The sequence below is a fragment of the Mycobacteriales bacterium genome (assembly GCA_035690485.1).
Classification (GTDB): domain Bacteria; phylum Actinomycetota; class Actinomycetes; order JAFAQI01; family DASSKL01; genus DASSKL01.
In genome coordinates this window covers 1-23,988 of the sequence record DASSKL010000042.1, presented here as the reverse complement: position 1 = coordinate 23,988, position 23,988 = coordinate 1, and the positions used below count along the sequence as shown (strand labels likewise).

Here is a 23,988-nt window from a genome sequence, read left to right as displayed (position 1 = left end):
CCGGTCAGCGCGTTGCGAGGTTTGTGTCTCTGCGGGCCTCGAGCGGCCACCTTGTCCGCAACGTGAGGATGGCCACACCGACCTGCCTTGCGGTTGTCACGATTCGGTTACTAATGTCCCTCCCCGGCTAGCCCGTTGGTGTGCCGTTCACAGGGAGCGGCCGCGGGTAGTCACCGCCGAGTCCTGCCCGACTGCGGTCGGCCGGGAGCCGGGGACCCATGTCCCTGGGGTGAATCGGCGTCGCCATGCCCGCATGGTGCACGCCGTAGGGCGACCCTTCCCGCCCGAACCCGTCAGCTCACCCGGTAGGCGGTAGAGGAAGTGGAGGAGCCACCTCCGTGGCGTCTGCCCGCCGTGCCCACCGGCGAATCATCCGCCGTCCCCTCTCCTTCGGGCTGGTTGCCGCGACGCTCGCGGCCGGCCTGACCGGGATCGTCGCGACCCCGTCCCTCGCCGCCCCGCACGCCTCGATCGCCCAGGTCAAGGCGCGCGTCGACGCCCTCGGCGAGCAGGTCGCCCGGCTGTCCGAGCAGTCCAACGCCGCCAACATCCAGCTGGCCACCGCCCGGGCCAAGGAGGCGGCGCTGCGCGACCGGCTCGGCCGGGCGCAGGCCCACCTCGCTCAGGTGCAGGAGCAGCTCGGCCAGTTCGCGTCGGCCGCCTACCGCAGCGGCGGCGTCTCCGACGGGCTCATGAACCTGCTCACCTCGAGCAACCCGAGCGTCTTCCTGGGCCGGTCCAATACCCTCGACGCCATCTCCCAGCGGCACGCCGAGACGATCAACGAGGCCGTGTCGGCTCGCCACCAGGTCGCGGACGCCGAGGCCCAGGCTCAGCAGCTGGTCGCCCAGGTCTCGGCCGCCCAGCGCGCCCTCAGCGCGCAGAAGGCGCAGATCCAGCGGCTGCTGGCCGCCCAGCAGGCCGAGCTCGACCGGCTGCAGTCGGCGGCCCGCGCGGCCTACCTCGCCCAGCAGTCCGCCTACGCCGACCGGATGGCGTCGCTGCGCGGCTCCTACAACGGGCCGGCGTCGGGCCGGGCCGGGGTGGCGGTGCGCTTCGCCTACGCCCAGCTCGGCAAGCCCTACCAGTGGGGCGCCTCCGGCCCCAACTCCTACGACTGCTCGGGCCTGACGATGGCGGCGTGGGCCGCCGCCGGCGTCTCGCTGCCGCACTACACGGGTTCGCAGCAGCAGGACACCCGACCGGTCTCGCGCGCGGACCTGCAGCCGGGCGACCTCATCTTCTTCGGCAGCCCGCCCTACCACGTCGGCCTCTACATCGGCAACGGCCGGATGATCGAGGCGCCGCACAGTGGTGCCGTCGTACGCATCGCCTCGATCGACCGCAGCAGCTACTCCGGCGCCGGCAGACCGTAGCCGGCAAGCCCGCACCGCCCCGCCGCGACCCGCCGCGCCTGCCCGGCGGTGCTTGCGCGCACCACAGGGCGTTGTCCGTCACACTGGCGGAGGTCCGGCGGGAGGAGGTGCGGTGCGCGAGCTCTACATCGTCGCGATCACGAACGACGGCGCCCAGCTCGTGCTCGCCGCCAGCCCCGACGCGGTCAAGGGCAGCCACGTCCTGCCGGTCGACGCCAGGTTGCAGGCGGCGCTGCGCGGCACTTTGCCCGCGCCCGGCAGCACGAGCGCGGCCGAGAGCGCGCTGAGCCCCAAGGAGATCCAGGCGCGGCTGCGGGCGGGTGAGACGCCCGAGCAGGTGGCCAAGATCGCCGGCGTACCCGTCGCCCGCGTCCTGCGCTACGCCGGGCCGGTCATGTCCGAGCGGGCGCGCATGGTCGACGAGGCCCGTGACGCCGTCATGACCAAGGCTCGTGCCGGCGCCTCCGCCGTGCCGGTGGGTGCCGCCGCCGATCTGCACCTCGCCGAGACGCCCGGGCTCAAGGCCGACACCGTCGACTGGACCGCCCGCCGCCGCGACGACGGCACCTGGATCGTGCGCCTGACCTACGTCGCGCGCGGCCGCGCGCGCGCGGCCGAGTGGGGATGGGACCCGGCCCAGCGGGTGGTCACGGCGCTCGACAGCTACGCCGGGAAGCTCGGCTACGTCGCGCCTGGCCGGCCGACCGTGGCCGCGCCGGCGAGCAAGCGGGGCCGCAGGACGGCGGCGGCGTCGACTCCTCGGACCACGAAGACCACGGGCCGTACGCCGAAGGGCTCGGCGGCCAAGCACTCGACGGCGAAGAGCACGGCAGCGAAGAGCACGGCGGCGAAGAGCAGCGCGGCGAAGAGCACGGCGGCCAAGCGCTCGGCGGCGAAGGGCACGGCGGTGAGGAGCGGTGGTCGCCCGGCAACGGCCACTGCGGCAACGGCCACTGCGGCAACGGCCACTGCGGCGAAGGCCACCGCGGCGAAGGCCTCTGCGCCGCCGGCCCGGGGCCGCAGCGCGGCAAAGCGTTCGAGCACCACACCGATGCCGCGCGACCAGGGAGTCCGCGACGTCGGCGAGGGCAAGCGCGCCGCCGTCCCCACCTGGTCCGACGTGCTGCTCGGCACCCGGCCGCCGGCCCCGGCGAAGCGCAACGGGAGCGGCGTGAGCACAGGCACCTCCGGCAAGAGCGCCCGCAGGAGCACCGGCGCACGGCGGAGCGCCCGCGGCTGATGTCCCGCCCGTCACTGCCCCGCGGCGCGACGTCCGCGGTGGCCGCCCTCGTCAGCGTGACCCTGCTGGCCGGCATCGTCGTCGCGGCGACCGGCGCCGCGGGCAGCGGCTCGACCGCGGCCGCGCCGCCCGCTCCGGTCGACACCACGCCCGCCACTCTCGGGCCGGCCGGCGTTCCGGCGCTGGACACGGCGATCCCCGCCTTCAACAGCGCACGCGCCGCGGTCCTCAGCGACACCGGCCAGCTGGCCCAGCTCGCCGGCGGCATCGACGGGATCGCCGCGGCCGCGGCCACCGGCGACCCCACGCAGGTGCGCGGTCAGGCGCAGCTGCCCGCGCTGCTGGCCCAGACGCACAAGGTGCTCGACCGGCTGCCCGGCGAGGCCGACCGTTACGGCGACGCCCTCACCGCTCTGGCGGCCGCGGCCCGCAACCTCGACGGGTCGAGTGCCACCGCCATCGACGGCGTCGTACGCGCCGGTCGGGCCGAGCTGCGTGCCGACCGCGACTTCACGACGGCGGCGACCGCCGCCGCGGCGGCCTACGACGTGTTCGCCCCGTTGGAGGCGCGGTGGTACGACCGCGCCGTGTCGGGCTGGTACCGCTCGACTCGGGAGGCCGCGGACGCCTATGCGGTCTTCCTCGACCCCGTACGCCGGCAGTTGACCGCCGCCCAGCAGCAGCTCGAGAGCAGTGACCGCGACCGGGCCGCTGCCGCCGCGGCGACCAGCGCCGCCGTGCGTCGTGCGGAGACGTTGCTCGCGTCCCGGTGACGGGCGAAGAGATCACCGCAGAATCCGTCTCAGATCGGGCGTTGCGCGCAGCCACGAACGGGGTCCTTCCAGCCCTAGACTCGACGCCGTGAGCGAGCCGACCGGCCGGCGATCGCCGCGGCTGGTCGCCGCCGCCGTCGCGACCGCGCTCGCCGCCGTCCTGCTCACCGACCTCGGGGTCACCGTCGCGCGCTCGGTCGCCCCGGCCGCCCCCGCCGTGAGCGCCGTGCCCCGTCAGCGGGTCGCGCCCGACACCACGCAGCTGCGGGACCCGCACCCCGACGCGTCGATCCAGGCGCTGCTCGACCGGCGCGCCGCCGCGGTGCTGCACCACGACCGGGCCGGGTTCCTGGCGACGGTCGACCCCGAGTCGCTGCGGTTCCGTGCCGCGCAGGGGCAGCTGTTCGACGCGCTGGCCCAGGTGCCGTTGTCCTCGTGGTCCTACCAGCTCGACCAGGGCGCGCCACACACGCTGCCCCCCGGCATCGCGGCGAGCTACGGCGCTCCGGCGTACGCCCCGGCGGGGGTCTACCTGCACTACCAGCTCAAGGGCTACGACGCGCAGCCGACGGCGGCGCTGCAGTTCCTCACGTTCGTGCAGCGGCCGACCGGCTGGTACCTCGCCTCCGACACCGACCTCGACTCGCAGGGGCTCACCACCACCCGCGAGCTGTGGGACGGCGGGCCGGTCGTCGTCGCGCACGGCAGGCACGCCCTGGTGCTGGGTCATCCGGGGTCGCAGTCGCTGATGGCCGCCCTCGTCGCGGAGGCGGACGGCGACACCCCGACCGTCACGCAGGTATGGGGCAGCGACTGGCCGCAGCGGGTCGTCGTGCTGGTGCCATCGACGCAGCAGGAGCTGACCCAGATGGTCGGTGGCGGGGAGGACATGTCGCAGATCGCCGCGGTCGCGACCGCGGAGCTGCCCGGACGCGCCGGCCCGAGCGGCGCCGTCGGCGACCGGATCATCGTCAACCCGGCCAACTTCGCCAAGCTCGGCAGCCTCGGCCGCCGGGTCGTCATGACCCACGAGATCACCCATGTCGCGACCCGGGCGGAGACCGGCACGTCGACCCCCGACTGGCTGGTCGAGGGGTTCGCGGACTACGTCGGCTACCACGGCACCGGCGTCGCGGTAGGCGACGCCGCCCGGGAGCTCAAGGCCGAGGTGGTCGCCGGCCACCTGCCCCAGCGGCTGCCGACCGACGCCGACTTCGCGGGTGCCAACGCGCGGCTGCCGCAGGTCTACGAGGAGGCTTGGCTCGCCTGCCGGCTCGTCGCCGAGCACGGTGACGCCACCCTCGTCGCGCTCTACCGCAAGGTCGGTACCGCGAGCGGCGTCTCGAGCCAGGTCGCGCTCGAGCGCGGCCTGCGCGACGTGCTGCACACGACGACGGCGGCGTTCACCGCGCAGTGGCGCGCCTATGTCGCCCAGCAGCTGTCATGACCTGCGCCGCTCGGCCGTCGTGACCGGCGTCGCCGATCTCGCCCCGGCCCGGACCGTCGGGCGGGGGTCCCGCCTGCCGGCCGTGGTCGCCCTCGTCGTGCTGCTGGTTGCGCTCGGCCTCGTCATCGGGTTCACCACGCCGTGGCGGATCATCGACGCATCCGTGCCCGGCGGCCGGGCGCCGACCGACCCGTCGCTTTACTACTCGGCGGCCGTGCGCGCCCGGGAGGACGCTTTCCACGCGGCCATCCATCCCTCGAGCTACGCGGCGCTGTTCCTGGGCTGGGCCGCGGTCCTGCTGCTCGGCTTCACGCCGGCCGGTGCCCGGCTGGCGGGCCGGCTCGGCCGCGGCCGCTGGCCGCTGGTGGCCGCGCTCGGCGGTGCCGCGGTCGTGGTGGTGGCCTGGCTGGTGCAGCTGCCGTTCGAGGCGCGAGGTCACGTCGTGCTTCGTGACTACGACCTGACGCTGCAGGGCTGGGGTGGCTGGTTCGCCGACCAGGGCCGCTCGCTGGGCGTGTCCGTCGTGCCGGTGGTGATCGGCGTGCTGGCGTTCTACGCGCTGGTGCGTCGTTTCCCGCGCACCTGGTGGCTGCCGGTCTCGGTCGCCGGCGCGGCGCTGGTCTTCCTGTTCTCGTTCCTCTACCCGGTCGTCGTCGAGCCGGTCTTCAACCACTTCCACCCGCTGCCGCAGGGCCAGCTGCGCAGCGACCTGCTCGCCATGGCCCGCCGCGACGGGGTGCCGGTCGACGACGTCCTGGTCGCTGATGCCTCCCGGCGTACGACGACGCTCAACGCCTACGTCTCCGGCTACGGCGGCACCCGGCGGATCGTGCTCTACGACAACCTGCTGCGCGACGTGCCGCCCGCGCAGATCGAGGTCATCGTCGCGCACGAGCTGGGGCACGCGAAGTACGACGACGTGCTGCACGGCACGGCCATCGGTGCGCTGGGAGTCGCCGCCGGGCTGACCGCGGTGTTCGTGCTGCTGTCGTCACCGGCGCTGTTGCGCCGCGGGGGAGTGCGCAGTGCGCGCGACCCGCGGTCGGTCGCCCTGCTGGTCGCCGTCGTCACCGTGCTCTCGACGCTGTCCGGTCCGGTGCAGAACCTGGTCAGCCGCCAGATCGAGGCCCGGGCCGACTGGCACGCGCTGCAGCTGACAAACGACCCGCAGGCGTTCGTTGCTGCCATGCGCTCGCTCGCGATCCGCGGGTTGTCCGACCTCGACCCCAACGGCGCGCAGTACGTCTGGTTCGTCACCCACCCGACGTCGCCGCAGCGGCTGGCGATGGCCGTCGACTGGGCGCGTCTGCACGGGATGCCGATCCCGCTGCCGCTGCCTGCGGCCCGATGACCCGCACGCTGGTCGTCACCAACGACTTCCCGCCGCGTCCCGGCGGCATCCAGTCGTTCGTGCACGCGCTCGCGTCGCGGCTGCCGTCGGTCACCGTGCTCACCTCGCGCTGGCGCGGCTGGGAGGAGTACGACGCGGCGCAACCGTTCCCCGTCGTCCGGGCCGACACGTCGGTGCTGCTGCCGACGCCGGCGGTCCTGCGGCAGGCGCGGGAGATCGCGCGGGCCGACGCGTGCGACTCGGTGTGGTTCGGGGCGGCCGCGCCGCTCGGTCTGCTGGCCCCGCGGCTCGGTCTCGACCGGTCGGTCGCCTCGACCCACGGTCACGAGGTCGGCTGGGCGCTGCTGCCAGGGACCCGGCAGTTGCTGCGGCAGGTCGCCCGCGGCGTCGACGTGATGACCTACCTCAACGGCTTCACCAGGTCGCGGCTGGCCCCCGCGCTCGGCCGTTACGCCGAGCGGTTGCAGCAGCTCGCGTCTGGCGTCGACACGGATTTCTTCGCTCCTGGCTGCGGCGGCGACGACGTACGACGCAGGCTCGGGCTGTCCGACCGGCCCGTCGTCGTCTGCGTGTCCCGGCTCGTGCCGCGCAAGGGCCAGGACGTGCTGGTGCGCGCGCTGCCGCTGATCCGGCGGCGCGTGCCGGACGCCTGCCTGTTGCTGGTCGGCGGCGGGCCCTACCGCAAGAGGCTGCAGCAGATGGCGGGCGACCTGCCGGTCGTGGTGACCGGGTCGGTGCCGTGGGCGCAGCTGCCGGCGTACTACGACGCCGGCGACGTCTTCGCGATGCCGTGCCGCGACCGGCTCGGAGGCATCGAGGTCGAAGGACTCGGCATCGTGTTCCTCGAGGCGTCGGCGGTCGGGCTGCCGGTGGTGGCCGGCCGGTCCGGTGGGTCGCCCGACGCGGTGCTCGACGGGCAGACCGGCCATGTCGTCGACGGCCGCTCCGTGGCCGACGTGGCCGACCGCATCTGCGCGCTGCTGCTCGACCGGCCGGCGGCGCGCCTCATGGGTGCGCGGGGACGGGCGTGGGTGCAGCAGCAGTGGCAGTGGCCGGTGCAGGCACGACGGCTGCAGCAGATGCTGCATCCCGGTACGGCAGCAGCCGGCTGATCAGGCTCGCTCAGTGCAGGCTCCGTGACGCGGCGTGCCGTGGTCGCTCTGCCGGCTGTGGCAGCGGGAGCACAGTGGCGGGGATCTTCACCGGCCGGCCCCGGCGCAGGCGCTGCCGTGCCCCGAGCAGCACCCGCGTCATCGCCTCGGGGGACACCCAGGCGACGTAGCTTGCGATGACGGCGATGCTGAAGAAGCCGACGAGGATCCCGAACTCGATGCTCAGGTGCATCGCGATGCCCGCGAGCAGCAGCCACGGCCGCAGCCTGCGGTTCCACACCAGCAGCGCCAGCGAGATCTCGAGGGCGAGGGTGCCGTAGGTCAGCAGGTTGACGACCGTGAGGTTGTCGGTCAGGAAGTGCGGTGCGGGGAAGCGAGTCAGGTCACCGACCCGCAGCGCGTAGGAGACCGCGGTCCCGTCGTTCCAGTCGGTGCCGCGGACCTTTGCCCAGACCGCGAAGAGGTACATCGCGGACAGCTGGATCTGGATCAGCCGCACCGCCCACGGCGCACGTTGCGGGAACTCCCAGAACCTGTCGCGATGGCGCAGCCAGCGGTCGACCGACAGCGCGGCGCCGGCGGGGGCGAGCATCAGGTAGAACGCGTCGACGCGCAGCAGGTCGTCACCCGCGTTGAGGATCAGGGCGTTGCGGCGGTCGAACGACATGAGTAGCAGCCACACGGCCACGGCTGCAATCCGTGTGCCGAAGCCGGCGGCCAGGCACAGGGAGCCGACCAGCAGCAGGCAGTAGAGCGCCACGACGAGCGTCATCGAGGGCGAGGCGCCGAGCAGGCTGAACGTCCAGGCCGGCTGCGGGGTGCGCGGCAGGATCCCGTGCGGTCCGAAGAACGCCGAGAGATCCGGTGCCAGCGACAGGGTCCAGCCGAAGACGACCAGCCCGGTCACGATCCGCAGCACGCCGAGCGTCGAGGTGTCGACCGGCGCGAACCAGAACCGGTGCCAACCTGCGGCGAGGTCGCGCCCGCGCGGCGTCATCGGAGCATCCCCGGGGTGACGTCGAGCGTGAAGAACTCGTACTGGTGCCAGGAGGTGTGTCCCTTCTGGCCGGGTGGCAGGTTGTCGCGCCAGCGCCGGATGAGCGTGACGCTCGTCGGGTCGGCGGCACGGTGTTGGCGGGCGACCCAGAGCGCGGCGGGTTGCCAGAACGGCTGCGACCGGTCCGGGCTGATCTCCTCGACCCACTTCCACCAGCGGTAGCTGCGGTAGGGCTCGACGTAGCGGCCCTGGGTGGGTGGCGTCCAGTAGGCGACCGAACCGTCGGCGTACCGGATGCGGGCGACCAACCCGATGGAGTCCTGGCGTGGGTTGGGTGCGAAGACCCCCCATGCCTGGTCGAGCCCCACGCCGTTGACGATCGGGCGTACGGCGTTCGAGGCGATGGTCTGCAGGTGTGATGCCGGCAGGTTCCAGGCGGCGATCGCGACGAGCACGAAGGCGATCAGGCCGCTGATGACGGCCTGCCCGTAGGGCGAGCGCTCGACGTGCTCCTGCAGGCTCACGGGATCCTCCATCCGACCAGGGACGAGCCGGTCATGACGACGTACGCCGGCGTCGAGCCCTTCGGGACGTCGAAGGTGACCCAGCCGTCGGTGCAGCGGTGCGGCGCCAGGACCGTGAGGTGCAGCGATGGCAAGCGCTGCGGGCTCGCCGTGTCGGCGTCGATGACCTGCCGGTTGGCGAACAGCACCCGGAACACCCGGGGGTCGACCTGCGTCTCGTGCGCGCCCGAGCACGCGCTGATGTGGGCGGCGGCCGCCTCGGTCGGCCCGGAGCTCGCCGCCGAGCCGGCTGCAGCCGTGTAGGTGGTCACCGTGACGGCGTTGCCGTTGGCGGTGGTCACGCTCTTGCCGACGCTGGTGATCACCCGCGGGAGCGGGCGGACTGCTGATACGGCGCGGGTCGTATTGCCCTGGCTGCTGCCGCACGCCACGGCGAGCAGCGCGGTGGAGCAGACGACCCCCGTGGCGATGGTGGCGCGAAGACGCCTCGACATCGGTTCCCCCTGCAGTGGCTGGCTGCGACGAGAGGGCGCGTATGAGGCGCCAGCCGGACCCCATACGCGCCGCTCGTCTTCGGGTGGTGCATCAGGCGGTGACTGGCCACCGCCCTGCGTGCTTCGTGGTCCGCTCCGTTACAGACCGGTCGGAGTGGGCTGACCCACGACGTTGACCAGGCAGGCGAGCTCGTTGCCGAGGCCCGAGGCGGGCGACGTCGAGAACCCGCTGTAGAGCGCACCCGAGACCGGACCGAACGTGTTGTTCTGACCCGGGTCCTGGATCAGGCCGCCGACGTTGCCGAGCGGGCTGCCGAGGATGCCGTCGGCGACGGCGTCGCCGATGGTCTCGTGGCCGGTACCGTCGCCTTCGCCGGCCTCGGTGCTGCCGGGGAGGGCCAGGCCGCCGGTGTCACACACGTTCGTGGCCGCGCCGGTGGTCCCGGACGTCGTGCCCGAGGTGGTACCGGACGTGGTGCCGCTGGTCGTACCACTGGTCGTGGTACCCGACGTGGTACCGGACGTGGTCCCCGAGGTGGTACCAGAAGTGGTCCCGCTCGTGGTGCCGGACGTCGTGCTCGAGGTCGTCCCCGACGTGGTGCCGTTGCCCGTGCTGTTGCCGGTCGAGTTCCCGGTGCCGTTGGTCGTGCTGTTGGACGTCGTGTTGCAGTCCTGGCCGCTGCCACTTCCGTTGCCGTACGGCGGCGGCTGGCCGTTGTGGCTGTCGCTGTTGCACGGCGGGTTGGTCGGCGGCGGGTTCGGTGTGCCGTTACTGCTGCTGTGGCTCGCGAATGCCACGCCGGGCCCGGCGAACAGGGCGACGACGAAGAGCGCGAGTGCGATGCGGAACAGCTTTCGCACGTGATCCTCCTGTGAGGGTCCTGCAGGACAGGGGGCTACCGCGGCGGTCGTGCCCGGCCGGGTAGCTGAGTGCAGGCGGCGGAGTCAGACACCTCGACGCGCGCCGGCGGACCACGTGCACCCCGTCCCGACATGGCCTCTCCACGAGCGGCTCACGCACGTCGACGGGGGATGTCAGCCCGCTCGGCGACCGTCGCCTGGCTGGGCTGTTCGGCGTGGCTGCAACAGGCTGGCTGATGGGTCAAACTGGAGCAATAGGGCGTATGTACCGGTACGCGACAAAACGTCCTTCTGCGATGTATCTGAAACCCGATCCGCGATTCTGACGGTATGAAGAGTGCGGGTCTGGAGCGGCCGGCGAGGGGGGCGCTGCTCGTGTCCGAGACGTACGGCGCCGAGCGCCGTGACGAGATCATCCGGGCGCTGCGCGATGCGGCGGTACCGGTCGCCGCGCCAGGTGAGGCTGCGCAGGCGGCCGACGGGCCGGGCGCGGCGGCGGCGACGGGTGCCGGCATCCGCCTGCTGCTGCTCGCGGACGAGCCCATCTTCCGCGAGGGCCTGCTTCGCCTGCTCGACCGCTACCCCGCCGTACGCGTCGTCGCCTGGACCGACCGGGTGGACACGGCGGTGCTCATGGCGCCGACGCATTGCCCCGACGCGCTGCTGGCCTGCGTGCACCCGATGGCGCAGGTGCACCACCTCGCGCGCCAACTGGCCGGTACGCCGATCCTCGCCCTTGTGCCCGCGCCGACGATGGACGACATCGCGGCGGCGACTGCCGTGGGGGTCCGCGGGGTGCTCGACCGGACCGCCGAGATCGACGACATCGTCGAGGCGCTGCGGGTGGTCCGGCGCGGGCTCGTCGTCCACCCGCCCGTCGCAGCGGGTGCCGAGATGCCGGTCGCGGAGGACATGGGCGTCGACCCGGCGCATCCCGGCGAGGAGCCGGCGCACCCCGGGGAGGGGCCGGCGGACCTCGAGGTGGAAGCGGTGCCGGCAGGCGACGAGGAGCGCCCCCTGGTCGCGGTCAACGGCGACGGGGTCGGGCCGCGACCCGGCAACGGGCTCGCCCCGGACCTGGGCCTGCTGACCCCGCGCGAGCGCGAGATCCTGCAGCTGCTCGTCGACGGCTACTCGGTCAAGCAGGTGGCGAGCCGGCTCGGCATCGCCATGCAGACCGGCAAGAACCACATCCACAACATCATGAGCAAGGTCGGCGCCTCGACGCGGCTACAGCTGTGCGCGTGGGCCAACGACCGCGGGATGCACCCGAGCCGCCCGCTGCTGCCGCGTGTGGTCAGTGACGACGACGGGTTTTGAGGATCCTGTGCGCCTCGGGTGAGTGACTGGCGGCGAGCGGGCCCAGCGCAGCGGGCAGCGAGCCGTCGCTGTTCAGCGGCAGCTGCACCGAGATCTCGCAGCGGTGGCAGGTGACGATGACCCAGCGTTCCTCTCGGTCCAGCTCGATCGTGAAGTCGAGCGGGTGCTGATCCTCCGCCATGCCGCCCCCCGGCGTCCCGGCGCGGCGGCACCGACTCGGCGCCTGACGCACCTGTCGTACCGGAACGAAAGGTCTATGGCTTTGATCCCGCCGGGACCGCGAAATTTCCGGACGGGCCGCGTTGTCGGGAGGAAGATGCGGTTCGCCAGCCACCGGGCCGTCGGGGAGTGCAGGGACGAGGGGGCTCTGCACTCCCCGCCGACTCGCTACAGCGACGTGGCGTGGAACGGGTAGCGCGCGATCTCCTCGCCCGCGACCGACAGCACGAACGAGTAGTCGCCCGGGCCGCTGAACTGCAGCCCGAACAACGGCACCGCCATCGGCACGATCGCCGGCTCGCCGTCGCGGGGGCCGGGCCCGGCGCGGAACGACCCGTCGATCTGGATCGGCTGCGCCCGCCCGTCGGCGTCCTCGAGCGCGATGCGGAAGGCGTGCTCGCCCTCCCCGGTCGAGTGGAACGGCACGGAGATCACCGCGACCACCGCGCAGGCCGGCAGCACGAACGGGAACGCCGGGAACCGCAGCACCGACCAGTAGGCGCCGCTTGCGTAGACCTTGCCGCTCTCGATCACGGCGTGGTCAGCGGCGAAGAAGCCGACGGCGCGGAACTCGGTGAGGCTGCTGACGTCGGGCTCCATCCCCGCAGGCTAGTGCCTGGCAGGGGGGCGGGGGCCGCCGCGAGCGGCGGTCAGCCGATGAGGTACGCCGGAGGCTGCAGCGGCGCGGGGATGCCGGGCAGCGCGGACCACTGGCGTTCGGCGCGCAGGGTCGCGTCGAGCAGCAGCCGGTGCGTGGTGGTCGGGTCGATCGGGGCGGCCAGCTCGTAGACGCCGCCGCCGCGGGCCTTGGCGGCGTACATCGCCCGGTCGGCCTCCCGCAGCAACGCGAGCGCCTCCGTGTCCGGCCCGTAGGACAGGCCGATGCCGATACTGGCGGACACGGTGAACTCGATGTCCTCGATCACGAAGGCCGGCTCCAGAGCGGTAAGGACGCGCTCCGCGCAGCCGACCGCTTCCCGCTCGTCGCGCACCTGGGGCAGCAGCACGGCGAACTCGTCGCCGCCGAGCCGGGCGACGGTGTCACCGTCGCGCACGGTCGCGGCCAGCCGGCCGGCGACCTGCACGAGCAGCACGTCGCCGGCGGCGTGCCCGAAGACGTCGTTGATCTCCTTGAACCGGTCGAGGTCCAGGAACATCAGCGCCACCGACGCGTTGTCGCGCGGCGCTGCGGCCAGGGCGTGCTCGATGCGGTCGACCAGCAGCGCGCGGTTGGGGCGCCCGGTCAGCGGGTCGTGCAGCGCCTGCATGCGCAGTTGCTCCAGCAGCTTGGCGCTCTCCAGCGCCGTCGCGCCGTGGTGGGCGATGCCGGCGATGCGCTCCAGCAGGTCGTCGTCGGGATGCAGCCGATCGGGGTCGTCGGTGACCTCGGCGGTCACGACGCCGTAGAACCGGTCGTGGCCGACGATCGGCACCACCACGACCGCGGCCGCGTCGCCGCCGCGCAACAGCTCGGCGATGTAGGGGTCCTCGGTGTCGACGGTGAGGAACAGCGGCTCGCGGTTGGCCAGCAGCGACACCAGCACCGGGGTCGCCTCGGTGCCGATGCCGACGTCGCGCAGCTTCTCGCGGATCGCGGTGCCGTCGCCGTGCCAGGCGGTCAGCAGCAGGCGTTGCCCCTCCTCGTCCCAGAGCAGCACCGACGCGCGGTCGCACTCGACGATCTCGGGGACCGCTGACGCGAGGCGCTGCGAGACCTCCTCGCGGCTGCCGACGCGCGACAGTGCTGCCGACAGGTCGAGCAGCGCGCGCGAGGTGCGGTTCTGCGCGCGGGCCTCCTCCAGCGCGGCCGCCGTGTCGAGCAGCGCGGCCGCGTGCCCGGCGTAGGCCCGCAGCAGGTCCCGCTCGTGCGGGAAGAACTTCGTGCCCTCGGGGTAGAGCGCGGCGAACCGTCCGTAGAGCCGCTCACCCGACCGCACGTCGACGATGATCCGCTGGCCGCCGCCGTCGTCGAGCCGGCTGCCCGCATCGGTGCCCAGCAGCTCGCCGGCCAGCCGGTCGCGCTCGGCGGCGTCGAGGCCGCAGCCGTGCAGGGTCGGGGCGCTGGCGGGTCGCACCCGGACCGCCAGCAGGTACGCCGACGCGCCGACCGCCTGGCCCGCCCGGCGCGCCACTGCGGCGAGCGCCGACGAGACGTCGCTGGCGGTGACGACCTCGGATGCGGTGTTCTGCAGCGCGGTGAGCCGGCGGCGTGCCCCGGCAAGCTCTTCTTCCAGGTAGTGGATCCGCCGCACCGGGTCGCCGACGTCCGGTGAGGAGGCCGGGTCCCAGGTCAGGTGGTAGGTGCACTCGGTGCCGCCGCGCGCCTGGCAGTCGCTCTCGGCGACGGCGGCCGGGTCCATGCCGAAGATGCTGGGGACGACCGAGAGGATGCCGGCGGTGAAGTCGCAGAGCAGCCGGTGCCGGGGGATGCCGGGTGCGGTGGTGCCCGCGACGGTGGCCCGCCCCGGGGTCACCTCCAGCGGGTGCAGGTGCAGCACGCTGCTGAACTTCGCGCCCGACGCGGCGATGCTCTCCAGCAGCGCCTCGGGGGAGCCCAGCGACTGCAGCAGCTCGATCACCGGGGTGCCGCGGTGCTGGGTCAGCATCTCCTCGCCGATGCAGCGCGCGGCGTCCGGGCGGCCGGTGACCGCGACCGCCGCCTCGAGCAGTGCGGTGGCCTGCCAGTAGGAGCTCCAGCCCTGCGTGTCCTCGATCTGGATGGCGGGCCGGGGATCGTGGGCGTGCACGAGCATCCGGCGTACGCCGTCCTCGCCGAGCTGGTTTCGCACCCAGCGCACGATGACCGACGTGGTCATCCCGGAGATGTGCCGCGCGTCGGTGGGGTCCTGGGGAGGGCCCTCGTGCAGCGGTTGCTGCAGCTCTTCCCCCATGCCCCAGGCTTCGGCCGTGTGGGTGATCGACTTGAGGTGCGCGGGCCGAGACTGGCCGTTCGGCTACGGTGCGCTGGTGGCTGAGGTGGAGTGGCCCGGGGCCGAATGGATGACCGCCGAATCGCCCGTGCCTGTGGGCTCGCTGCTCGACCGGGCGTTCGACGACGCCGGCCCGCTGGCGCGCACGTTCGCGGTCGTCGTCGTGCATCAGGGCCGCGTCGTGGCCGAGCGTTACGCCGGGGCGCTCGAGCACTTCGACCGGCCGCCCGACCCCGTCGGCCGTGACACCCCGCTGCTGTCCTGGTCCATGGCCAAGTCGGTGCTGCACGCGGTGGTCGGACTGCTCGTCGGCGACGGCCGGCTGTCGCTCGACGCGCCCGCCGACGTGCCGCAGTGGGCCGGCACCGACCGGGCCGCCATCACGCTGCAGCACATGCTCGAGATGCGCGACGGCCTCGACTGGGTCGAGGACTACGTCGACGAGCGCGCCTCCGACGTCATCGAGATGCTCTTCGGCTCCGGTCAGGACGACGTCGCGGCGTTCGCGGCCGACCGCCACCTGGCCGCGCCACCGGGGGATCGGTTCCTCTACTCCAGCGGCACGTCGAACATCGTGTCCGGTGTCGTCGCCCGGCTGCTCGGGCCCGGAGCGGGCTACGAGAAGTTCCTGCGCGAGCGGCTTTTCGAGCCGATCGGCATGACCTCGGCGACGCCGACCTTCGACGCGGCGGGGACCTGGGTGGCGTCGTCCTACCTGCACGCGACCGCCCGCGACTTCGCCCGCTTCGGCTACCTCTACCTGCGCGACGGCGTCTGGGCCGGCCGGCGGCTGCTGCCCGAAGGCTGGGTGCGGCACGGCACGACGGTGCGGTCCGTGGACGAGGAGGGGCTGCTGTACGGCGCGCACTGGTGGCTCACCGGTGACGACCACGGGTCGTTCCGCGCCGCGGGCTACGAGGGGCAGTACGTCCTCGTCTGCCCGTCGCTCGACCTCGTCGTCGTGCGGCTCGGCAAGACGCCCGACGACCGGTCGGCCGACGTCCGCGCCTGGCTCGCCGCGGTGCTCGCGGCGTTCGCCTGACGGCGGCGGGGAAGGCGCCCGGCCGGCAGGGAGACCGGGCGCCTTGCTGCGGTGACCGGCGACGTGGCGCCGGTTCGGAGCTTCCCGCGCTAGCCCAGGATCGCGTCGAGCGCGGCCTGGTTGGCGTTGATGACGTGCACCCGGGTCGCCTTGCCCTTGTCCAGGTAGCTGACCATGACGAACGAGTCGATGACGTTCTTGGAGTAGTAGCCGGTGAACCGCGCGATCGAGCAGTCGTCGTCGGCGGCGACGCCGTCGAGGCGCAGCGACCAGTCCGGGCCGATGGCCGTGCCCACCTCGCCGATCATCGCCATCGTGGCGTCGAAGCCGCGGTGGGTGCCGGCGAACCGGTTGTTGCCGTGCTCCGTCCAGACGATGTCGTCGGACCAGAACGCGTGCAGCCCGGAGATGTCGCCGGCCTGGAACGCCTCGAACGCCTGCCGGTTGCGGACCGCGTTGACGTGCTCGGTCGACTGACCCTGCTCGGGCAGGGCGACGGTCCCGCCCATGACGGCGTCGACCGCCGCCTGGTTCATGTTGACGGCGTTGACGGTGGTGGCTCGGCCGTCGACGATCTGGGCCGCGAGCGCGGCCCGGGTGATCGCGGTGCGCCCGCCCTTCGTGAACGCCATCGTGTAGAGGCCCACCGACATGTCGTCGTCGGCGTAGACCTCCTCGAGGGTCATCGCGAACGCGTCGAGCATTCCGATGCCGTCAGTCAGGGTCGACAGCACGTTGTCGAAGCCGCGGTGGGTGCCCGCCAACGGGGTGTTGCCGCCCTCGATCCAGGTGATGTCCGGCGACCACAGCTCGTGCAGCGTCGCGACGTCGCCGGTCTCGAAGGCCGTGTTGCTGCGCCGGAACCGCACTGCGTTGGCGTGCTCGACCGGGGTGGTGGTCTTGGTGGTCTGTGCCGACATGGCGCCCCCCATGAGGTCTGGCGACCACGCGACCGTGGTCGCTGCGCCGGACGCTACGCCGGTCGCGGGGCGGTGCCTAGACCTTGGGCGCCGAGGTGTCTCAGGCGGCGAGGCTGACCAGGGCGAAGCCGACGGCGGCCGCCAGCACCGCCACGATGACGACGAGGGTGAGCACGCCGCCGGGTCCCAGGATCGCTGCCTCGCGGGTCGGCGGGGGCAGCGCAGGCTCGTACGCCGGAGGGGCCGGGTCGGGAGCGGCGAGGCCGAGCTGGTCGAGCCGGCGGCGCAGGTCGGCGGTGCGGCGGCGGTACTCCGTCTCGCTGAGCTGCCCGTCGCGCCGGGCGCGGATCAGCCCGCGCCACTGCTCCCAGACCACGTCGTGCTCGGATGCCACGACCCCAGTGTCGGTCATGCCTCGGTCCTCGCGCGGCGCGTTCGGGACATCACGCGAGCCTCGGCATCCAGAGCAGCGCCAGCACCGAAGCGACGAGCAGCAGCGCGACGGCGACCCCGGTCAGCAGGTGCACGAACTCCGTGTAGCGGGTCTCGAAACCGACGCCGTGGCCGACCTCCTCGTAGACGCTGCGCAGCTGCTGGCTCGACGCCGCGGCCTCGAACTTCCCGCCGGTCGTCGTCGCGACCTGGTGCAGCGCGGTCGTCTCCACGGGGACGGCGACGGTCTGCCCGCCGAGCCGGACCGTGCCGTGCGACGTGCCGAACGCGACCGTGTCGACCGGCACGCCCTGCTGCTTGGCCGCCTGCGCGGCGTCGGCGAGCGAGCGGCCGACGGTGCTGGCGCCGTCGGCGAGCAGCACGACGGCCGCGGCCGGCTTGCTGCCGGTCGTCTTCGTCGGGCCGAGTGCGTGCAGCGCCGCGTAGAGGCCTTCGCCGGCGGCGGTGCCCGGCCCCGGTCTGAGGGTCGCGAGTGCGCCGGTGACCGCCGCCCGGTCCGTGGTCGGCGTCGCGAGCACGGTGGCCCGGTCGGAGAACACCACCAGCCCGATCCGCAGGTTGGACGGCGCGTCGTGCACGAAACCGGTCGCCGCGGTGACCGCGGCCTTTAGCCGCGTCGGCGTCACGTCGGGCGCGGCCATCGAGCCGGAGATGTCGATGGCGAGCATCACCTCGCCGGCGCGCGGCACCTGCTCGGCGGTCGCGGGCCGGGCGATGCCGACGATGCCGGCCGCCAGCGCCAGGACTGCCGCCGCGGCCGGCACGTGCCGGCGCCAGGCGAACCGCCGCTTCATGACCGACGACAGCAGCAGCGCGTTGGGGAACGTGACCGCCTCGCGCCGGCGCCGCCGTCGCAGCACGACGTAGGCCGCCGCCAGGACAAGGAGTACGGCGAACAGCCAGAGCCGCTCCGGCGCGAGGAAGGTCATCGCCGCCTCCGCCGGGCCGCGGCGAACTTCACGATGTCGAGCACCCAGTCGCGGTCGGTGGCGAGCACGAGATGCGCGGCACCGGCCGCGCGCACCGCCCGGGCGAGGGTCTCGCGCTGGGCGGCGGCGGCCGTGGCGAAGCGTGCGCGCAGGCGCGGGTCGGAGGTCTGGGCCTCGACCCGGCGGCCGGACTCCGGGTCGACGAACGTCACCACGCCGACGGCGGGCAGTGCCGCCTCCCGACGGTCGGTCACCTGCGCGACGACGACGTCGTGCCGCGCCGCCAGCAGCCGCAGCGGCACCCGCCAGTCGCTGGTGTCGAGCAGGTCCGACACGACGACGACCAGCCCGCGCCTGCGCGCCAGGCCGGCGACCCGCGTCAGCGCAGCGGCCAGGTCGGCCTCGCCGGTCACCGCGCGGGGCCGCGCCTCGATCCGGTGCAGCAGCGCGAGCGTCGCGGCCCGGCCGCCGCGGGGCGGCAGGATGCCGGTCCCGGCGGAGTCGAAGACCAGGGCGCCGAGCCGGTTGCCGGCCTGCGCGGTCAGGAAGCCGAACGCCGCCGCAGCCGCGGTCGCGAGGTCGCGCTTCTCGCAGCCGACGGTGCCGAAGTCGAGGCTCGCCGACGCGTCGACGACGATCCACGTCTCGAGCTCGCGGTCGGCGATCGTGTCGCGGATGTGCGGCTCCTGCGAGCGCGCGGTGAGGTTCCAGTCCATGCGGCGTACGTCGTCGCCGGGGGAGTAGACGCGGCCGCCGGCGAGCTCCGACCCGGAGCCTGGCACCAGGCCCAGGTAGTCGCCGTGCAGCAGGCCGTCGAGCTTGAGCCGCACGATCAGCTCGAGCCGGCGCAGGGCCGCCTCGTGGGTGGTGACCGTGCCGGGTCCGCGGCGGTCGGGAGCGTTGCTCACAGCACCCTCCCGCGCAGGGCGAGCGAGACGCCGGCGGCGGCAACCAGGGCGGCCATGCCGGCGGCGAGGAACTCGACGTCGAGCCCGTGCTGCTGTGTCGTGTAGCCGATCCGGCCCTGCAGGTCCTGGTAGACCGCGCGCAGCTCGCCGATCGACGCGGCCTGGAACGTGCGGCCGCCGGTGATGTCGGCGATCTCCTTCATGGTCGCCGGGTCGGCCGGCACCGAGACGATCTGCCCGCCGACCTGCACCAGCCCGCTGCCGGTGCCGAAGGCGATCGTGCTCACCGGCACGCCGGCCTTGGCCGCCTCCTGCGCGGCGGTGTCGACGGGGACGCCGACGGTCGGTACGCCGTCGGAGAGCAGCACGATGGTCGCCGCCTCCTTGGAGTCGCTCGCTCCGAGGGACGCCTCGATGGTCTGCAGCGCGGCCTCCAGCCCGTTGCCGGTGGCGGTGCCGCGGCCGAGGGTGAGGCCGTCGATCGCGTCGATGACCGCGCGGTGGTCGGTGGTGGGCGTGGCGAGCACCTGGGCGTTGTCGGAGAAGGCGACCAGCCCGACCTGGAAGCGCGCAGGGACCTGCTTGACGAACTCCTTCGCGGTCTGCACCGCCGCTTCCAGCCGGTCGGGCGAGACGTCGTTGGCGGCCATCGACGCCGACGTGTCGATCGCGAGCATGACGATTGCCTGCTGGCGCGGGATCTTGACGGTGTGCGCGGGCCGGGCCAGCCCGATCGTCAGCGCGACGAGGGACAGCGCGACCGCGCCGGCCGCGAGGTGCCGGCCGGCCGGTGACCGCTGCGGCGTGAGGCGGGCGAACATCTCCGGCTCGGCGAACGCCTCGATGTCCCTGCGGCGGCGCCAGGTCAGGGCGAGGTAGGCCGCGGCCAGCCCGACGACCGGCACGAGCAGCCACAGCCACTGCGGGTCACGCAGGGTCACGGCGCCCCGGTCCTCGTCGGCCGCCCGGTCATCGTCGTCACGCCACGTCGGTGATCAGCCGCGGCCCGTCCTGGCTCGGCGCGATCTGGGGCGCGGGGACGGTGCGGATCAGCCGCTCGACGACGTAGGCCGTGTCGACCCCTTCCGCGATCGCCTCATAAGTAAGGAGAAGGCGGTGGCCGAGCACCTCCCGGGCGATGTCGTGGATGTCCTGGGGGAGGGCGTAGTTGCGGCCGCGCAGCAGCGCGAGGGCGCGGCCGCCGGCGACCAGGCCGAGGGTGGCGCGGGGGCTCGCGCCGTACGCGATCAGGCTGGAGAGCTCGGTGAGCCCGTGCTCGCCGGGGGCGCGGCTGGCGACGACGAGGCGTACGGCGTAGTCGACGACCGCGTCGTGCACGAAGACCGCGTCGGTGGCCGCCTGCAGCCGTGCCAGCTGGGCGGTGTCGAGGACGCGTTCGGCGCGCGGCGGGGCGACGCTCATCCGGTGCACGATCTCGACCTCTTCGCGCGGCGACGGGTAGTCGACGACGACCTTCATGAGGAACCGGTCGCGCTGCGCCTCGGGGAGCGGGTAGACGCCCTCGGACTCGATCGGGTTCTGGGTGGCGAGGACGAGGAACGGGCTCGGCACCGGGTAGGTCGTGCCGCCGATCGACACGTGCCCCTCGGCCATCACCTCCAGCAGGGCCGACTGCACCTTGGCCGGCGCCCGGTTGATCTCGTCGGCCAGGACGAGGTTGGCGAAGACCGGGCCGAGCTCGACGTCGAAGCCCTCCTGCGAGGGCCGGTAGATCCGGGTGCCGACGAGGTCGGCCGGCACCAGGTCGGGGGTGAACTGCAGCCGGGTGAACGTGCCGCCGAGCACCCGCGCGATCGTCTCCGCGGCCAGGGTCTTGGCCAGGCCGGGCGCGCCCTCGAGCAGGCAGTGGCCGCGGGCCAGCCAGCAGACGAACAATCGCTCGAGCATGTGGTCCTGGCCGACGAGCACCTTCTTCGCCTCGAAGAGGGCCCGCTCGAGCAGCACCGCCGGGGTCCCGCTCTCGTCGTACGGCGTGGCGTCGGTCTTGCTGGGCATGCGGAGGCTCCTCGTCGCGTCGTGCTCGGGCTCCATGGTGTCGGGTTCCATGGTGGCTCGCCGAACCTGAGAGCAGCCTGAAATCTGCTGCCCAACAGGTATCGTTGGGTACATGGCTGAGGTGGCGCTGAAGCGCGGGGCGAGTGAGGTCTACCGGCCGACCGAGGCGCTGCGGCGGGCCGTGCTCGCGATCGGCAACAACGTGGTCGCCGACCTGCTCGGCGTCAACAAGTCGCAGCCCGGCCGGTGGCTGCGCGGCCAGGAGCGGATGAGCGCGGTCAACGCGGCCGCCGTGGTCGAGCTCGACGCGTTCCTGGGCCGGGTGCTGCAGGCGTTCACCCCCGAGCAGGCGGTGCTGTGGCTGACCGGGTCCGACCCGGTGCTCGCCGGCGCGCGGCCGGTCGACGCCTTCAAGGTGCGCGGTCTCGCGGCGGTGCTGCCCGCGATCCACGCCCACGAGCAAGGAGCATTCGCCTGAACCGCACCGGTCCACGGGCCCGGGCGCGCTCGGTGGCCTGATGCTCTACCGCGTCTGCGTCGTGCACCCCGACGCGCGACGGCCGACCGACAACGGCCACCCGCTGTTCGTCTGGCCGCGCCAGGGCGCCGGCCGGGTCGACGACCCGGCGGGGGGCTACCGGGTGCTCTACGTCGCCGGCTCGGCCGAGGCGGCCGTCGCCGAGGCACTCGGCCGCTACCCGCGGTGGGCCCCGCCGGTGCTCGCCCCACCGCCGGCCGCGCCGGTTGGGTCGGTGCTCGCGCTGGCGGCGTACGCCGGCGAGCCGGCGGTCTGCGACCTCGACGACGCCCGCCGGCTGACCGCGCTCCGGTTGCGGCCGTCGCGCGTGGTGACCCGGGACCGGGCGGTCACCCAGGCGTGGGCACGGCGGCTCTACGACGCGGGGGAGTGGGCCGGGGTCTCGTGGTGGTCGGCGTACGACGCGGACTGGACCTCGATCGGGCTCTGGGACCGGTCGGCGCTGGCGGTGGCCGACGTGACACCGCTGGCGCTGGACCACCCGGCGGTCGTCGCGGCGAGCGACCGGATCCTGCGACCGATCGCCCGCCGCTGACCTACGGCCAAGTCACTGCACCAGCGGGTTGGACCAGCGAACCTCCGGGAACCGCGCGAAGTCGCTGTCGGCTGAGGCGATCTCGAGCCCGTGCTCGATGGCGAGGGCAGCCAGTTGAGCGTCAGGGACCAGGTTGCCCCGCACGTCGTAGGTCCTGATCAGGTGGCCGAGCACCTCCGCGTGGCGGTGGGTGGGCGTCGGCACCCAGGCGACGTCGCAGGAGAGCCAGTCGTCGACGTAGTCCCACGCCTCGGCGGCCGTCAGCGGCCGGTCGAGAGCGCGCGGGTGGGTCGTGATGCGGACGAAAGCGGTCAGCGACTGCCAGGGCAGCCCCACCCGTTGGGGACCGTTGAGCGCGCTCTCCAACCAGGCGACCGCTCGGTCATGCCGGGTGCTCGAGGCGTCGACGGCGTAGAGCAGCAGGTTGGCGTCGACCAGCATCAGCGCGCGGTGGGGCCGTCGAGCGACTCCAGCGCCTCGCCGACATTGCTGACGTCGACGCGCAGCCCGAGTGGCGCGCTGCGCTGGCGGAACCGGGCGCGCCGCGGCCGGACCCGCAGACCGGCCCGCGCCAGCTCGTTGAGCGCCTCGCTCAGCCCCACGCCCTCGTCTTTGCGGAGTCGCTGCACGGCGGCAGCGACGTCATCGTCGAGCGTCACGGTCGTCCTCACGCGTCGACCTTAGCATCTTGATGCGCATGGCCATGCATCGTGGTGCTGAATCAGTCGCCCTCCCAGGCCGCGTCCTCCCGGTAGTCGCTGCGGATCGCGACGGTCTCGGTGACCGGCGTGTACGTCGGATCGAGGCGCACCAGGTCCCACTCGTTGATCCAGGCCCGGACGTACTGGCGCATCCGGGTCGCCCCGAGTCGCTCCAGGCCGGGCACGTCCGGCGGCGACCAGCCGAAAGCCTCGCCGTGCAGTCGCTTCAGCGTGGCGTAGGCGCGGTCGAGCTCCGCTGCGTCCGGCGGCGTGAGCGCCACCAGGTCGCGCTCGATGTGGCGCATGCCGGCCTCCGCGAGAGTCGCCGTCTCGTCCCACTCCGGGGTTTGCTTGGCGCGTAGCCGTGCAGGCAGGGCGGCTCGGTCGTCCTTGCCGGAAGCTGCGAGCACAGCGGCCTCGAAGTCGTCGGTCATAGCGAGCACGCCGACCAGCGGTGTTCGGTCGGCTGCATCACTGCCCATCCAACGAGCGATCTCGGCATAGGACCGGCCGCGTTGCAGCAGCGAGTAGCGGCCGATGAGCTCGACCTCGTCGAAGAACACGACCCACCCGGCGTGCCCGGCCGCGTGGAAGAGCCCGGCGAGGAAACGCAGCCGCTGGCGGGCGAGCTCGCGCGCGGAGATGGAGCCGAAGGAGTAGAGCCCGGCTGCGCCGACGGCCTTCAGCGCCCGGCGCAGGTCAGAGGTGCGCATGGGGTCGCCCGACCAGAAGCGGACGACGGCGTCGACGGTCTCGTCGCCCTCGGGGGCCTCCCCGCCGCGCAGCCGCTCGTGCACCAGGAGCGAAGCCGCGAACCGCTCGTCCACCGCGCTGCCCGGCGCGGCGAGCCAGCGGCTGAATGCGGCGTAGGCAGGGGTGTCCGGGTCGAGTGCCGCGGCTGCCTCCGCGACGGCGCCCCGGAGCCGGCCGGGAGCGACGGCGGACTCGACGGCGGCGCGGACGACTTTGGCCGGATCGTGCAGCGGTGTTTCCTTGCTGATGACGACCGTGGACACGACGAAGCGGGCATCCAACGCGAGGTGGCCGAGGTGGGTGAGCACGTGTGACTTGCCTGCGCCGAAACCGCCGCCGAGCAGCAGCCCCAGCGGCCCGCCGCCCGCCCGCCCGCTGCCGACGTCGTTGAGCATCGCGCTGAAGCGATCCTCCACCTCCGGCTGGCCGGAGCCGAGCGCGGCCACGGCGTCCCAGCTGGGCACGCCCGAGCGCAGCGCCTCGACCGCCCGGCGTAGGCGGATGCGATCCGGTGACGAGACGGTCATGACACCGCCTCAAGCCGGACTT

At 73.4% G+C, this 23,988-nt stretch carries 27 protein-coding genes and 1 riboswitch; of the genes, 11 read left to right on the top strand and 16 right to left on the bottom strand.

Annotated features, from left to right (window positions below):
- Positions 1 to 164: 164 nt before the first annotated feature.
- A riboswitch (cyclic di-AMP (ydaO/yuaA leader) is annotated at positions 165 to 327 on the top strand.
- Positions 328 to 338: 11 nt separating this feature from the next.
- The 6 genes from VFJ21_05385 to VFJ21_05360 all read left to right on the top strand — a co-directional run bounded on the left by VFJ21_05385 (position 339) and on the right by VFJ21_05360 (position 7,299).
- On the top strand, positions 339 to 1,376 hold the full coding sequence (locus VFJ21_05385) for an NlpC/P60 family protein (GenBank protein ID HET7406556.1): 1,038 nt from the start codon (positions 339 to 341) through the stop codon (positions 1,374 to 1,376).
- 112 nt (positions 1,377 to 1,488) lie between these two features.
- Positions 1,489 to 2,616 (top strand): septation protein SepH, encoded by a 1,128-nt coding sequence (sepH, locus tag VFJ21_05380; protein HET7406555.1) that lies wholly within the window; start codon positions 1,489 to 1,491, stop codon positions 2,614 to 2,616.
- Entirely contained in the window at positions 2,616 to 3,389 is a 774-nt protein-coding gene (locus tag VFJ21_05375) for a hypothetical protein (protein HET7406554.1), read from the top strand. Before sepH ends, VFJ21_05375 begins: the two co-directional genes overlap by 1 nt.
- Before the next feature lie 88 nt (positions 3,390 to 3,477).
- On the top strand, positions 3,478 to 4,836 hold the full coding sequence (locus VFJ21_05370; protein ID HET7406553.1) for a hypothetical protein: 1,359 nt from the start codon (positions 3,478 to 3,480) through the stop codon (positions 4,834 to 4,836).
- Positions 4,837 to 4,855: 19 nt separating this feature from the next.
- Positions 4,856 to 6,187 carry a M48 family metallopeptidase gene (locus VFJ21_05365; protein HET7406552.1) on the top strand — a complete coding sequence of 444 codons (1,332 nt, stop codon included), beginning with the start codon at positions 4,856 to 4,858 and terminating at the stop codon, positions 6,185 to 6,187.
- On the top strand, positions 6,184 to 7,299 hold the full coding sequence (locus tag VFJ21_05360) for a glycosyltransferase family 4 protein (protein HET7406551.1): 1,116 nt from the start codon (positions 6,184 to 6,186) through the stop codon (positions 7,297 to 7,299). Before VFJ21_05365 ends, VFJ21_05360 begins: the two co-directional genes overlap by 4 nt.
- A 10-nt stretch (positions 7,300 to 7,309) precedes the next feature.
- Here VFJ21_05360 and VFJ21_05355 read toward each other — a convergent pair whose 3' ends face one another.
- From VFJ21_05355 to VFJ21_05340, 4 genes are all read right to left on the bottom strand, one after another.
- Positions 7,310 to 8,296 carry an HTTM domain-containing protein gene (locus VFJ21_05355; GenBank protein HET7406550.1) on the bottom strand — a complete coding sequence of 329 codons (987 nt, stop codon included), beginning with the start codon at positions 8,294 to 8,296 and terminating at the stop codon, positions 7,310 to 7,312.
- The gene (locus tag VFJ21_05350; protein HET7406549.1) at positions 8,293 to 8,820 is read right to left on the bottom strand and encodes a hypothetical protein; all 528 of its coding nucleotides are present in this window, start codon (positions 8,818 to 8,820) and stop codon (positions 8,293 to 8,295) included. Before VFJ21_05350 ends, VFJ21_05355 begins: the two co-directional genes overlap by 4 nt.
- A complete protein-coding gene (locus VFJ21_05345) occupies positions 8,817 to 9,314 on the bottom strand; it encodes a hypothetical protein (GenBank protein ID HET7406548.1) in 498 nt (165 codons plus the stop codon). The genes VFJ21_05350 and VFJ21_05345 overlap by 4 nt, the downstream gene beginning before the upstream one ends.
- Before the next feature lie 138 nt (positions 9,315 to 9,452).
- Positions 9,453 to 9,734, bottom strand: coding sequence for a hypothetical protein (locus tag VFJ21_05340; GenBank protein HET7406547.1), 282 nt, complete (start codon positions 9,732 to 9,734; stop codon positions 9,453 to 9,455).
- On the opposite strand from VFJ21_05340, the gene VFJ21_05335 reads away from it, so the two are divergent.
- Entirely contained in the window at positions 9,724 to 10,179 is a 456-nt protein-coding gene (locus VFJ21_05335) for a hypothetical protein (protein HET7406546.1), read from the top strand. The genes VFJ21_05340 and VFJ21_05335 overlap by 11 nt on opposite strands.
- Positions 10,180 to 10,505: 326 nt before the next feature.
- Positions 10,506 to 11,495 carry a response regulator transcription factor gene (locus tag VFJ21_05330; protein ID HET7406545.1) on the top strand — a complete coding sequence of 330 codons (990 nt, stop codon included), beginning with the start codon at positions 10,506 to 10,508 and terminating at the stop codon, positions 11,493 to 11,495.
- Here the strand turns inward: VFJ21_05330 and VFJ21_05325 are convergent.
- The 3 genes from VFJ21_05325 to VFJ21_05315 all read right to left on the bottom strand — a co-directional run bounded on the left by VFJ21_05325 (position 11,473) and on the right by VFJ21_05315 (position 14,605).
- Positions 11,473 to 11,676 carry a hypothetical protein gene (locus tag VFJ21_05325; protein HET7406544.1) on the bottom strand — a complete coding sequence of 68 codons (204 nt, stop codon included), beginning with the start codon at positions 11,674 to 11,676 and terminating at the stop codon, positions 11,473 to 11,475. The two genes, VFJ21_05330 and VFJ21_05325, sit on opposite strands and share 23 nt — an antisense overlap.
- A gap of 206 nt (positions 11,677 to 11,882) precedes the next feature.
- Positions 11,883 to 12,314, bottom strand: coding sequence for a hypothetical protein (locus VFJ21_05320; GenBank protein ID HET7406543.1), 432 nt, complete (start codon positions 12,312 to 12,314; stop codon positions 11,883 to 11,885).
- 50 nt (positions 12,315 to 12,364) lie between these two features.
- The gene (locus VFJ21_05315) at positions 12,365 to 14,605 is read right to left on the bottom strand and encodes a sensor domain-containing diguanylate cyclase (protein HET7406542.1); all 2,241 of its coding nucleotides are present in this window, start codon (positions 14,603 to 14,605) and stop codon (positions 12,365 to 12,367) included.
- A 76-nt stretch (positions 14,606 to 14,681) separates the two neighbouring features.
- Here VFJ21_05315 and VFJ21_05310 point away from each other — a divergent pair, with 76 nt between their 5' ends.
- Positions 14,682 to 15,686 (top strand): serine hydrolase, encoded by a 1,005-nt coding sequence (locus VFJ21_05310; GenBank protein HET7406541.1) that lies wholly within the window; start codon positions 14,682 to 14,684, stop codon positions 15,684 to 15,686.
- Between the two features lie 89 nt (positions 15,687 to 15,775).
- On the opposite strand, the gene VFJ21_05305 is transcribed toward VFJ21_05310, so the two are convergent.
- The 6 genes from VFJ21_05305 to VFJ21_05280 all read right to left on the bottom strand — a co-directional run bounded on the left by VFJ21_05305 (position 15,776) and on the right by VFJ21_05280 (position 20,912).
- Positions 15,776 to 16,606 (bottom strand): nuclear transport factor 2 family protein, encoded by an 831-nt coding sequence (locus VFJ21_05305; protein ID HET7406540.1) that lies wholly within the window; start codon positions 16,604 to 16,606, stop codon positions 15,776 to 15,778.
- A 100-nt stretch (positions 16,607 to 16,706) separates the two neighbouring features.
- A complete protein-coding gene (locus VFJ21_05300) occupies positions 16,707 to 17,018 on the bottom strand; it encodes a hypothetical protein (protein HET7406539.1) in 312 nt (103 codons plus the stop codon).
- 31 nt (positions 17,019 to 17,049) lie between these two features.
- On the bottom strand, positions 17,050 to 17,988 hold the full coding sequence (locus VFJ21_05295; protein HET7406538.1) for a VWA domain-containing protein: 939 nt from the start codon (positions 17,986 to 17,988) through the stop codon (positions 17,050 to 17,052).
- On the bottom strand, positions 17,985 to 18,896 hold the full coding sequence (locus VFJ21_05290; protein ID HET7406537.1) for a DUF58 domain-containing protein: 912 nt from the start codon (positions 18,894 to 18,896) through the stop codon (positions 17,985 to 17,987). Before VFJ21_05290 ends, VFJ21_05295 begins: the two co-directional genes overlap by 4 nt.
- Positions 18,893 to 19,837: a VWA domain-containing protein gene (locus tag VFJ21_05285; protein HET7406536.1), complete on the bottom strand. Its 945-nt coding sequence runs from the start codon at positions 19,835 to 19,837 to the stop codon at positions 18,893 to 18,895. The genes VFJ21_05290 and VFJ21_05285 overlap by 4 nt, the downstream gene beginning before the upstream one ends.
- A 37-nt stretch (positions 19,838 to 19,874) precedes the next feature.
- On the bottom strand, positions 19,875 to 20,912 hold the full coding sequence (locus VFJ21_05280) for a MoxR family ATPase (protein ID HET7406535.1): 1,038 nt from the start codon (positions 20,910 to 20,912) through the stop codon (positions 19,875 to 19,877).
- A gap of 112 nt (positions 20,913 to 21,024) precedes the next feature.
- On the opposite strand from VFJ21_05280, the gene VFJ21_05275 reads away from it, so the two are divergent.
- Together VFJ21_05275 and VFJ21_05270 are read left to right on the top strand one after the other, a co-directional pair.
- Entirely contained in the window at positions 21,025 to 21,390 is a 366-nt protein-coding gene (locus VFJ21_05275; protein HET7406534.1) for a hypothetical protein, read from the top strand.
- A gap of 40 nt (positions 21,391 to 21,430) precedes the next feature.
- On the top strand, positions 21,431 to 21,985 hold the full coding sequence (locus tag VFJ21_05270; protein ID HET7406533.1) for an RES domain-containing protein: 555 nt from the start codon (positions 21,431 to 21,433) through the stop codon (positions 21,983 to 21,985).
- Between the two features lie 12 nt (positions 21,986 to 21,997).
- On the opposite strand, the gene VFJ21_05265 is transcribed toward VFJ21_05270, so the two are convergent.
- From VFJ21_05265 to VFJ21_05255, 3 genes are read right to left on the bottom strand one after another with little or no spacing between them, the layout of a single operon-like run.
- Entirely contained in the window at positions 21,998 to 22,426 is a 429-nt protein-coding gene (locus VFJ21_05265) for a TA system VapC family ribonuclease toxin (GenBank protein HET7406532.1), read from the bottom strand.
- The gene (locus VFJ21_05260) at positions 22,426 to 22,656 is read right to left on the bottom strand and encodes a ribbon-helix-helix domain-containing protein (protein HET7406531.1); all 231 of its coding nucleotides are present in this window, start codon (positions 22,654 to 22,656) and stop codon (positions 22,426 to 22,428) included. The genes VFJ21_05265 and VFJ21_05260 overlap by 1 nt, the downstream gene beginning before the upstream one ends.
- 50 nt (positions 22,657 to 22,706) lie before the next feature.
- Positions 22,707 to 23,966, bottom strand: a complete 1,260-nt coding sequence (locus tag VFJ21_05255; GenBank protein ID HET7406530.1) for a BREX system ATP-binding domain-containing protein — start codon at positions 23,964 to 23,966, stop codon at positions 22,707 to 22,709.
- Between the last annotated feature and the right edge of the window lie 22 nt (positions 23,967 to 23,988).